General features: G+C 69.6%; 11 protein-coding genes and 1 pseudogene. 8 read left to right on the forward strand and 4 right to left on the reverse strand.

The window, feature by feature from the left end:
• Positions 1 to 83, forward strand: a pseudogene (locus AB0I51_RS47595) (transposase); the annotation flags it as partial.
• 7 nt (positions 84 to 90) lie between these two features.
• On the opposite strand, the gene AB0I51_RS47600 reads toward AB0I51_RS47595, so the two are convergent.
• Positions 91 to 798, reverse strand: coding sequence for a hypothetical protein (locus AB0I51_RS47600; protein WP_362985650.1), 708 nt, complete (start codon positions 796 to 798; stop codon positions 91 to 93).
• A gap of 156 nt (positions 799 to 954) precedes the next feature.
• On the opposite strand from AB0I51_RS47600, the gene gcl reads away from it, so the two are divergent.
• A complete protein-coding gene (gene gcl, locus AB0I51_RS47605; RefSeq protein ID WP_362985652.1) occupies positions 955 to 2739 on the forward strand; it encodes a glyoxylate carboligase in 1785 nt (594 codons plus the stop codon).
• Between the two features lie 72 nt (positions 2740 to 2811).
• Here gcl and AB0I51_RS47610 read toward each other — a convergent pair whose 3' ends face one another.
• The 3 genes from AB0I51_RS47610 to AB0I51_RS47620 form a co-directional block, all read right to left on the reverse strand.
• Positions 2812 to 3048: a hypothetical protein gene (locus AB0I51_RS47610; protein WP_362985654.1), complete on the reverse strand. Its 237-nt coding sequence runs from the start codon at positions 3046 to 3048 to the stop codon at positions 2812 to 2814.
• 425 nt (positions 3049 to 3473) lie between these two features.
• Positions 3474 to 4388: a 2-hydroxy-3-oxopropionate reductase gene (locus AB0I51_RS47615; protein ID WP_362985656.1), complete on the reverse strand. Its 915-nt coding sequence runs from the start codon at positions 4386 to 4388 to the stop codon at positions 3474 to 3476.
• 22 nt (positions 4389 to 4410) lie between these two features.
• Positions 4411 to 5232, reverse strand: a complete 822-nt coding sequence (locus tag AB0I51_RS47620) for a TIM barrel protein (RefSeq protein WP_362985658.1) — start codon at positions 5230 to 5232, stop codon at positions 4411 to 4413.
• A 173-nt stretch (positions 5233 to 5405) separates the two neighbouring features.
• Here AB0I51_RS47620 and AB0I51_RS47625 point away from each other — a divergent pair, with 173 nt between their 5' ends.
• From AB0I51_RS47625 to AB0I51_RS47650, 6 genes are all read left to right on the forward strand, one after another.
• Positions 5406 to 5657: a hypothetical protein gene (locus AB0I51_RS47625; protein WP_043259777.1), complete on the forward strand. Its 252-nt coding sequence runs from the start codon at positions 5406 to 5408 to the stop codon at positions 5655 to 5657.
• Positions 5654 to 6022 carry a helix-turn-helix domain-containing protein gene (locus tag AB0I51_RS47630; protein ID WP_362985660.1) on the forward strand — a complete coding sequence of 123 codons (369 nt, stop codon included), beginning with the start codon at positions 5654 to 5656 and terminating at the stop codon, positions 6020 to 6022. The genes AB0I51_RS47625 and AB0I51_RS47630 overlap by 4 nt, the downstream gene beginning before the upstream one ends.
• A gap of 105 nt (positions 6023 to 6127) precedes the next feature.
• On the forward strand, positions 6128 to 6643 hold the full coding sequence (uraD, locus tag AB0I51_RS47635; RefSeq protein ID WP_362985662.1) for a 2-oxo-4-hydroxy-4-carboxy-5-ureidoimidazoline decarboxylase: 516 nt from the start codon (positions 6128 to 6130) through the stop codon (positions 6641 to 6643).
• Positions 6640 to 7047, forward strand: coding sequence for a hydroxyisourate hydrolase (uraH, locus tag AB0I51_RS47640; protein WP_362985664.1), 408 nt, complete (start codon positions 6640 to 6642; stop codon positions 7045 to 7047). The genes uraD and uraH overlap by 4 nt, the downstream gene beginning before the upstream one ends.
• Before the next feature lie 7 nt (positions 7048 to 7054).
• Positions 7055 to 7963 carry a factor-independent urate hydroxylase gene (pucL, locus tag AB0I51_RS47645; protein ID WP_362985666.1) on the forward strand — a complete coding sequence of 303 codons (909 nt, stop codon included), beginning with the start codon at positions 7055 to 7057 and terminating at the stop codon, positions 7961 to 7963.
• Positions 7964 to 8027: 64 nt separating this feature from the next.
• Positions 8028 to 9401, forward strand: coding sequence for an 8-oxoguanine deaminase (locus AB0I51_RS47650; protein WP_362985668.1), 1374 nt, complete (start codon positions 8028 to 8030; stop codon positions 9399 to 9401).
• Positions 9402 to 9610: the final 209 nt, after the last annotated feature.

Genomic DNA, 9610 nt, shown 5'->3' on the forward strand with positions numbered 1-9610 from the left:
TCCGCCGCTACATCATCTGGCGAAACCGCCATGCCGACGACCGGCGCCTACGCGCGGTCGTCGACAGGGCCAACGTTGCTTGATGCGGCACTAGCCCCCCGCCGCGTCGAGTTGGTCGGCGAGTTCGTTCACCGGCTGGGGTGTGCCCGTGAGGTCGAGGACGAACAGGGGGACGCCGAGGGAGTCGGCGCGGACCCGGGCGTCGTCGGCGTAGCCGGCGAGGGAGAAGTAGACGCAGCCCGTGGACTCCGTCATCGCGGTCAGCCACAGGCACTCCACGTCCCGGAGCGAGGCGGGGCGCACGGTGGGGTCCACCTGCGCCAGGATGCCGCGGGCGGCCAGTCCGATGCCGGACGGGGGCCGCTGGTCGGCGCGGCGGATGTCCCGGTAGCCGAGCCAGCGCAGATAGAGCGCGGCGGCGGTGACCGCGTCGCGCGCCGTGCGGATCGTGACGGGCTGGAAGGCGGGCCGGTCCCGGGCGCCGGTGTCGACCATGGCGACGCTCGCGGCCGGTTGCGCCGGCGGCTCCTCCCCGGCGACGGGAATCCGCAGCAGGGTCCCGCACGGGCAGCCCAGCTCCGGATACGGCCACTCGTCCAGCCGGCCGCAGGCCTCGCAGCGCACCGCGATCCAGTCCTCGTCCCAGACCCGGTGGCTCACGACCGTCGCCGCGCCGCGCGGATCGAGCGGCGGGGCGACGGGGGCACCGCAGACACAGGGATAGGACGGCGCGGCATAGACGTGCTCACGTCGGCAGGCCGGACAGCGCACCGGCACGCTCTCGGACATGAGCCCCATGGTCCTCCTGAAACCCCTGCTTGTCCGTGTCTTGACGGCCTTCGTGCCTCCACTTACATTTCTTCCAGATAGTAGAATCTGGTTTCCATGATGCGGAATTAATCACCGCGGGGCGCGACGGTGACGCGAATCCGACAGCCGAAGCAGGAGTACTTCATGGCTCGTATGACCGCTGCCCGCGCGGCAGTCGAGATCCTCAAGCGCGAGGGCGTCAGCGACGCGTTCGGCGTCCCCGGCGCGGCGATCAACCCCTTCTACGCCGCCCTCAAGGCCGCCGGCGGTATCCACCACACCCTCGCCCGGCATGTCGAGGGTGCCTCGCACATGGCCGAGGGCTACACCCGTACCCGCCCCGGCAACATCGGTGTCTGCATCGGCACCTCGGGCCCGGCCGGCACCGACATGATCACCGGCCTCTACTCCGCGACCGGCGACTCCATCCCGATCCTCTGCATCACCGGCCAGGCCCCGACCTCCGTGATCCACAAGGAGGACTTCCAGGCCGTCGACATCGCCTCCATCGCGGGGCCGGTGACGAAGATGGCGGTCACCGTCCTGGAGGCGGCCCAGGTCCCGGGCGTCTTCCAGCAGGCCTTCCACCTGATGCGCTCAGGACGCCCCGGCCCGGTCCTCGTCGACCTCCCGATCGACGTCCAGCTCACCGAGATCGAGTTCGACCCGGAGACGTACGAGCCGCTGCCGGTCTACAAACCCGCCGCCACCCGCCCCCAGATCGAGAAGGCGCTCGCGCTCCTCAACGCCTCCGAACGCCCGCTGATCGTCGCAGGCGGCGGAGTCATCAACGCCGACGCGGCCGAACTCCTCGTCGAGTTCGCCGAGTTGACCGGAACCCCGGTCGTCCCCACCCTGATGGGCTGGGGCGCCCTGCCCGACGACCACGAGCTGAACGCCGGCATGGTCGGCCTCCAGACCTCGCACCGCTACGGCAACGCGACCTTCCTGGAGTCCGACTTCGTCCTCGGCATCGGCAATCGCTGGGCCAACCGCCACACCGGCAGGCTGGACGTCTACACCGCCGGACGCACCTTCGTCCACGTCGACATCGAGCCCACTCAGATCGGCCGGATCTTCGCAGCCGACTACGGCATCGCCTCCGACGCGAAGGCCGCGCTCGGGCTTTTCGTGCAGGTGGCAAGGGAGTTGAAGGCGACGGGCAGCCTCCCCGACCGCTCCGCCTGGGCGGCCTCGGCACAGGAGAAGAGGTCGACTCTCCAGCGCCGTACGCACTTCGACGACATCCCGATCAAACCGCAGCGCGTCTACGAGGAGATGAACAAGGCCTTCGGCCCGGAGACCCGGTACGTCTCCACCATCGGCCTCTCGCAGATCGCCGGCGCCCAGATGCTGCACGTCTACCGCCCCCGCCACTGGATCAACTGCGGTCAGGCGGGCCCCCTCGGCTGGACGATCCCGGCCGCGCTCGGCGTCGCCAGGGCCGACCCCGAGGCGTCCGTCGTCGCCCTCTCCGGCGACTACGACTTCCAGTTCATGATCGAGGAACTGGCGGTCGGGGCCCAGCACCGCATCCCGTACGTCCATGTCCTGGTGAACAACGCCTACTTGGGCCTCATCCGCCAGGCGCAGCTCGGCCTGGACATCAACTTCCAGGTCAACCTGGAGTTTGAGAACATCAACTCTCCCGAGCTGGGCGTCTACGGCGTCGACCACGTCAAGGTCGTCGAGGGCCTGGGCTGCAAGGCGATCCGGGTCACCGACCCCGCCGAACTCGGCACCGCCTTCGAGCAGGCGAAGAAGCTCGCCGCGGAGTTCCGGGTGCCGGTCGTCGTCGAGGCGATCCTGGAGCGCGTCACCAACATCTCGATGAGCAGGACGAACGACATCGGCGAGGTGGTGGAGTTCGAGGAGCTCGCGACCGAGCCCGGTCACGCACCGACGTCGATCAGGACGTTGAAGGTCTGAGACGCGGGAGCAGAGGGGGCCGTCCTGAGGGATGGCCCCCTCTTTCGTGTGGCTGTGCTGTTGATCGCCGGCTCACTGGTCGTGGTGTTCCGACAGCCCCGGCCAGTCCTCCGGCCCGCCGCCCTGCCACTCGATCAGGTCGCTCTCCTCGACCTCGATCCGGTCCAGGTCGGCCAGCCGCAGGATCTCGACGACGTCGTCCAGGTGGGAGGCGATACCGACGGTCTCGTCGCCGGTGGTGACCCGGCGGGAGCCGTCCAGGGCCGGGGGGTGGACCACGATGTGCGGGTGTTCCGGTGGATGCGCCATGCCTTCAGGCTGCTGCGCGTGCGGCCGATCCGCACCCGGAAACACCGAAGAGCGCCGTGTCCGGCGCTCTTCGTGGTGGCCGTCCGACGGCGCGAGGCTGGGCGCGACAGGACATTCGCGCCGCCGGACGGGGTCATGGGGCGGGGTGCTTCGGGTCGGTGTTTCGGCTGGGACCGCGGCGGTCGCGACGGAACCGGGGGCTTCTTCTCTCAGGTCGAGAAGGAGGCCCCGGGACCTTCACCACCGCACTGGCTCGCACTCCGCCGCGGTCCCGGCCCCGCCCGCGCCGTGCCGGCGACCACCCCTCATCCGGGTCGTCCGGCACACACGGGCCGTCCGTTGGTACTCGGTCCGGCATGGTTCCGGGCGGCGCCACCGCCTGGGCGCGACAGGACAGATGTCGGCGACGGCGCCGCCCGGAAGTCTCAGAGCCGCGCGCCGGAGAGGCGCTCGACGGCGCGCAGCAGCGCCGAGTGGTCGAGGCCGCCGTCGCCCTGCGTGCGCAGCGACGCGACGAGTTGGGCCACCACCGCACCGACCGGCAGAGCCGCGCCGACGTTGCGGGCCGCGTCAGTGACGATGCCCATGTCCTTGTGGTGCAGGTCGATCCGGAAGCCAGGCTCGAAGTCGCGGTTGAGGAAGTTGTCCTTCTTCCGCGTCAGCACGGTCGAGCCCGCGAGCCCGCCGTTCAGGACGTCGAGGGCGGCGGCCAGGTCCACGCCCGACTTCTCCAGGAAGACCACGGCCTCGGCGCACGCCTGGATGTTCACGGCGACGATCAGCTGGTTGGCGGCCTTCACGGTCTGCCCCGAGCCGTGCGGACCGCACAGCACGATGGTCCTGCCGAGCGCGTCGAAGACCGGCCGCGCCTCGTCGAAGTCGGCCCGGTCGCCGCCGACCATGATGGAGAGCACGGCCTCGACGGCACCGGCCTCGCCGCCGGACACGGGGGCGTCGAGGACGCGAATTCCCTTGTCCGCAGCCGCCTTTGCCAGATCGACCGAGGTCTGCGGGGTGATCGACGACATGTCGATCAGCAGGGTGCCCGTGCGCGCGTTCTCCAGGATGCCGTCGGGGCCGTAGGCGATGGCCTCGACCTGGGGGGACGCGGGCACCATCGTGATCACCACGTCGGCGTCGCGCACGGCCTCGGCGATGGAGCGGGCCGCGGTGCCGCCGGCGGTGGCAAGGCGGTCCAACTTGTCCTGTTCCAGGGTGAATCCGGTGACGTCGTAACCGGCCTTGAGCAGGTTCTCGGACATGGGGGAGCCCATGATGCCGAGTCCTATCCAGGCAATCGCCGGGCGGGTCGGGTGGGAAGAGTCTGCGAGCTTGCTCATCGGAAGTGCCTTTCGGTGAAGATCAGTTGGGCAGCCAGTCGAAGGCCTCGGCGCTCGGGCGGTCGCCGGGCTTGTACTCCAGGCCCACCCAGCCGTCGTAACCGGCCTTGCGCAGCTGGTCGAGGAGGTCTTCGAGGGGGAGCGTGCCGGTGCCGGGGGCGCCGCGGCCCGGGTTGTCCGCGATCTGCACATGGCCGGTCTTCGCCGCGAACCGCTCGATCACCGAAGGGAGTTCCTCGCCGTTCATGGACAGGTGGTAGAGGTCCATGAGGAAGCGCGCGTTGCCGAGGCCGGTCGCGCCGTTCACCTTGTCGACGACTCCCACGGCGGCGGGCGCGCTGACGAGCGGGTACTGCGGCGACTCGGGCCTGTTCAGCGCCTCGATCAGCAGGACCGCGCCGATCCGGTCGGCGGCGCGGGCCGCGAGGACCAGGTTCTCCAGGGCGAGCGCGTCCTGCTCGGCCGGGTCGGCCCCGGCCACGCGGTTGCCGTAGAGCGCGTTGAGCGCGGTGGCACCGAGCGAGCCCGCGAAGTCGGCGGCCACGTCGATGTTCGCGCGGAACCGCTCCGACTCCTCGCCCGGGATCGACAGGGCGCCGCGGTCCGGGCCCGGGAGCTGTCCGGCGTAGAAGTTCAGGCCGGTGAGCTGGACGCCCGCGTCCTCCAACGCCTGCTTGAGGGCGTCGAGTTCGGACTGTGCGGGGGTGGGGGAGTCGACCCAGGGCCACCACAGCTCGACCGCGGTGAAGCCGGCCGCGGCGGCGGCCGCGGGGCGCTCCAGGAGCGGGAGTTCAGTGAAGAGGATCGACAGGTTGACGTTGAAGCGCTGGTCTGCGAATCCCATCGGGGTCGCGCTCCCTTCCGTGTCGGGATGCCGGGTCGGGTTTCGGTTTGGGATGCCGCATTGAGATTCCGTATTGCGGAATATCATTTCTGCTTGATGGAAGATTGCCGCCGGGTGTCGGAGCTTGTCAAGAGGGCTCGGCGGAAAACGGCACCGCGCGTTAGGTTGTGCGCGTGCGATTGCGAGTGGAGTTCACGACAGAGCCCTTCGATCTCGACGAGGCCCCCGCGCATGCGCTGGTCGCCAGGGAGGTCGTCGAGGGGGCGGAGCTGGACGCCGTGGACGTCGGGCCGTTCGGCAACACGGCCGAGGGGGGTGCCGACGCGGTGCTCACCGCCGTCGACGCGCTGCTGCGCAGGACCCTGGAGGCCGGTGCCACCCGGATCTCGCTCCAGCTCAATGTGATCGGTGAGGGCGACCGGTGACCGGCCTCGGCGACGAGCCCTTCATCGCGGCCGTGAAACCGCTGGTCGACGCGATGGGCGGCGAACTGGTCCCGCTCGACGAGGCCGGCCCCGATGACGTCGTCCTCGCCTGGGAGGGTGCCGATGTGGTCGCCGTACGCCTGCCGCAGCTCGCGGACTCGCTGGACCACATCCTGGCCGCCATGGAACGCAAGAAGGGCAAGCCCCTCGCGGACCTGGACCGCAAGGCCAAGCAGGAGGTCGTACGGATACTGGAGGCGCGCGGCGCCTTCTCGGTACGGCACGGGGTGGAGACCGTCGCGAGCGCCCTCGGGGTCAGCCGGTTCACCGTCTACAACTACCTCAACCGCGAGAAGGAGAGCTGAGCCGCTCCCGGTTGTTACCCGGAATTTTCAACAAAGTGTTGACGTGATGTTGCCGAGGGCGTTAGCTACTGCCAGCCCGTTCAGCACAAGGCCACGGAGGCTCCCGTGACGTCGACATCCACGCCGCCGGGCCTCGCCCGGTTCAACGCCCTGGAGGAGCACGCGGCCCTCGCCGCCCTCCTGGAGGTGTGCGCATCCACGGCGTGGACCCGGCGACTGCTCGCCCGCCGCCCGTACACCGGACCCGAGGACCTCTACGCCGAGAGTGACGCGGCGACGGCGGACCTCACCGCCGAGGACCTCGGCGAGGCGATGGCCGGCCACCCGCCGATCGGCCGCCCCAAGCCCGGCGACCCCACCTCCGCCCGCGAACAGCGCGGCATGGCGGGCGCCTCCGAGGAGCTCAGGGCGGAGATGCTCGAACTCAACCTGGCGTACCAGGAGAGGTTCGGCCATGTCTTCCTGATCTGCGCCACCGGTCGCACCGGCGAGCAGATGCGCGACGCGGTCAGGGAACGGATCGGCAACTCGCCGGAGCGGGAACGCGAGATCGTCCGCACCGAGTTGGGGAAGATCAACCGCATCCGGCTGGCCGAGCTCGTAGAGGAAGAAGCGGCATGAGCAGCAGTACCACCGCCTCGGTGTCCACGCACATCCTGGACACCTCCGTCGGTCGCCCCGCCGAGGGCGTCGCCGTCCGACTCGCCGCCCGCAGCGGCACATCGGCGGACTGGCAGGAACTCGGCGGTTCCGCGACCGACGCGGACGGGCGGTGCAAGGATCTCCCGGCGCTGCCGGAGGGCACCACACACGTACGGCTCGACTTCGCCGTCGAGGCGTATTTCCAGCGTTCAGAGAACAAGCAAGCCGATGCGCAGCAGGACGCCCCCGCGAATCGGGACAGCGGTGCGAGCGGGGTGTTCTTCCCGGAGGTGGCGATCACCTTCGCCGTGAACCCCGGCGAGCACTACCACGTACCGCTGCTGCTCAACCCGTTCGGCTACTCCGTATACCGAGGGAGCTAGCAGACACATGGCAGACAATTCCCGCCCCACCCGCCCTGTGATCCTGGGACAGAACCAGTACGGCAAGGCCGAGAACCGAGTCGTCAAGATCACGCGGGACGGTGCCACCCACCACATCAAGGACCTCAACGTGTCCGTGTCGCTGAGCGGCGACATGGACGAGGTCCACTACTCCGGCTCGAACGCCAACGTGCTGCCGACCGACACCACCAAGAACACGGTGTACGCGTTCGCCAAGGAGCACGGCATCGAGTCCGCAGAGCAGTTCGGCATCCACCTCGCCCGGCACTTCGTGACCAGCCAGGAGCCGATCGGGACCGCGCGGATCCGCATCGAGGAGTACGCCTGGGAGCGTACGACCGGGGGCCACTCCTTCGTCCGCAAGGGCCAGGAGACCCGGCTCACCCAGATCACGTACGACGGCCGGAGCTGGGAAGTGGTCTCCGGGCTCAAGGACTTGACGGTGCTCAACTCGACGGACTCGGAGTTCTGGGGCTACGTCAAGGACAAGTACACGACCCTCCCCGAGGCCTACGACCGCATCCTCGCGACCGAGGTGTCCGGGCGCTGGCGCTTCAACTGGTCCGACGACGCACAGGAGATGCCCGACTGGGAGACCTCCTACGAGCGGACCAGGCAGCACATGCTCCAGGCCTTCGCCGAGACCTACTCGCTGTCGCTCCAGCAGACCCTGTACCAGATGGGCTCGCGGATCATCGACAACCGCGAGGAGATCGACGAGGTCCGCTTCTCGCTCCCCAACAAGCACCACTTCCTTGTGGACCTGGCGCCGTTCGGGCTGAAGAACGACAACGAGGTGTACTTCGCCGCCGACCGGCCCTACGGCCTGATCGAGGCGACCGTCCTGCGGGACGGCTGCGAGCCGAGGATCCCGGTGGATCTCACCAATCTCTGACGCGAACGACGCGAACCGCGAACCCGGACCGGAAACAAGGAAGTTGAGACGAACGATGGTAACGATGGTTCAGCGTGTCGTCATCGAGGACTGTGCGATCGCGACGGTGGACGCCGCCGACACCGAGTACGCCACCGGGCATGTCGTCATCGCCGGCAATCGCATCGAGTCGCTCGGCGCGGGCAGGGCGCCCGACGGACTCGCCGATGTGGTCCGGCGTATCGACGCGAGCGGTCACCTGGTGACCCCCGGCCTGGTCAACACCCACCACCACTTCTACCAGTGGATCACCCGGGGCCTGGCCACCGACCACAACCTCTTCAACTGGCTGGTCGCGCTGTACCCGACCTGGGCGCGCATCGATGAGCCGATGGTCCGCGCCGCCGCGCAGGGCTCCCTCGCGATGATGGCGCGCGGCGGGGTGACCACCGCGATGGACCACCACTACGTCTTCCCGAAGGGTTCCGGCGACCTCTCCGGCGCCGTCATCGGTGCCGCCCGCGAGATGGGTGTCCGCTTCACGCTGGCCCGCGGCTCGATGGACCGCAGCGAGAAGGACGGCGGGCTGCCGCCCGACTTCGCCGTCGAGACCCTGGAGGGCGCCCTCGCCGCGACCGAGGCGACCGTACGGGAGCACCACGACGCCTCCTTCGACGCGATGACACAGGTCGCCGTGGCCCCCTGCTCACCGTTCTCCGTCTCGACCGAACTGCTCAGGCAAGGCGCCGAGTTGGCCCGTAGGCTCGGCGTACGGCTGCACACGCACGGCTCGGAGACGGTCGAGGAGGAGCAGTTCTGCAAGGAGCTGTTCGGCATGGGGCCGACCGACTACTTCGAGTCCACCGGCTGGCTCGGCGAGGACGTGTGGATGGCGCACTGCGTCCACATGAACGACTCCGACATCGCCGCCTTCGCCCGGACGAAGACCGGTGTCGCCCACTGCCCCTCGTCCAACGCCCGCCTCGCGGCCGGTATCGCCCGCGTCCCCGACATGCTCGCCGCCGGCGTGCCGGTCGGCCTAGGCGTCGACGGCACCGCCTCGAACGAGTCCGGCGAACTCCACACCGAGCTGCGCAACGCGCTCCTGATCAACCGCCTCGGCGCCCACCGCGAGGCCGCCCTCAACGCCCGTCAGGCGCTGCGCCTCGGAACCTACGGCGGCGCCCAAGTCCTGGGCCGCGCAGCGGAGATCGGCTCTCTGGAGCCGGGCAAGCTGGCCGACTTGGTGCTGTGGAACCTGGACACCCTGGCCCACGCCTCGATCGCCGATCCGGTGACCGCGCTGGTCTTCGGCGCGGCGGCCCCGGTCACCGCGTCGTTCGTGAACGGCCGTCAGATCGTCGAGTCCGGACGGCTGTTGCACGTCGACGAGGACGCCATCGCCCGCTCCACGCGGGAAGAGGCCCGGCGGCTGGCGCGGATCGCCGCGCAGGGCTGACCAGTCGGCAGGTCGGCCGATCCAAGATCTCCGGTTGAGGGGGACGGCCCTCATCCGGTGGCCGTGGCCGGGGCGTGCGTGTACGTGCGCCCCGGAACGGCCTTGTCCGTCCCCCCCCGTTACCTTTCTCGTGGCCCCGCAATGGGGTGCCTGGCCCCCGGGTCCGGTATGGCTGTGTGCCCCCTGTCGAAGGCGATGACCTGGGGGGT

Source organism: Streptomyces sp. NPDC050549 (genome assembly GCF_040655035.1).
In the GTDB taxonomy this organism is placed as follows: domain Bacteria; phylum Actinomycetota; class Actinomycetes; order Streptomycetales; family Streptomycetaceae; genus Streptomyces.

Excerpts from the sequence above, each read along its gene's own strand:
- AB0I51_RS47610 (WP_362985654.1), bottom strand. The coding sequence starts at position 3,048 with ATGGCGCATCCACCGGAACACCCGCACATCGTGGTCCACCCCCCGGCC.
- gcl (WP_362985652.1), top strand. The coding sequence starts at position 955 with ATGGCTCGTATGACCGCTGCCCGCGCGGCAGTCGAGATCCTCAAGCGC.
- AB0I51_RS47650 (WP_362985668.1), top strand. The coding sequence starts at position 8,028 with ATGGTTCAGCGTGTCGTCATCGAGGACTGTGCGATCGCGACGGTGGAC.
- AB0I51_RS47600 (WP_362985650.1), bottom strand. The coding sequence starts at position 798 with ATGGGGCTCATGTCCGAGAGCGTGCCGGTGCGCTGTCCGGCCTGCCGA.
- AB0I51_RS47615 (WP_362985656.1), bottom strand. The coding sequence starts at position 4,388 with ATGAGCAAGCTCGCAGACTCTTCCCACCCGACCCGCCCGGCGATTGCC.
- AB0I51_RS47620 (WP_362985658.1), bottom strand. The coding sequence starts at position 5,232 with ATGGGATTCGCAGACCAGCGCTTCAACGTCAACCTGTCGATCCTCTTC.
- uraH (WP_362985664.1), top strand. The coding sequence starts at position 6,640 with ATGAGCAGCAGTACCACCGCCTCGGTGTCCACGCACATCCTGGACACC.
- pucL (WP_362985666.1), top strand. The coding sequence starts at position 7,055 with ATGGCAGACAATTCCCGCCCCACCCGCCCTGTGATCCTGGGACAGAAC.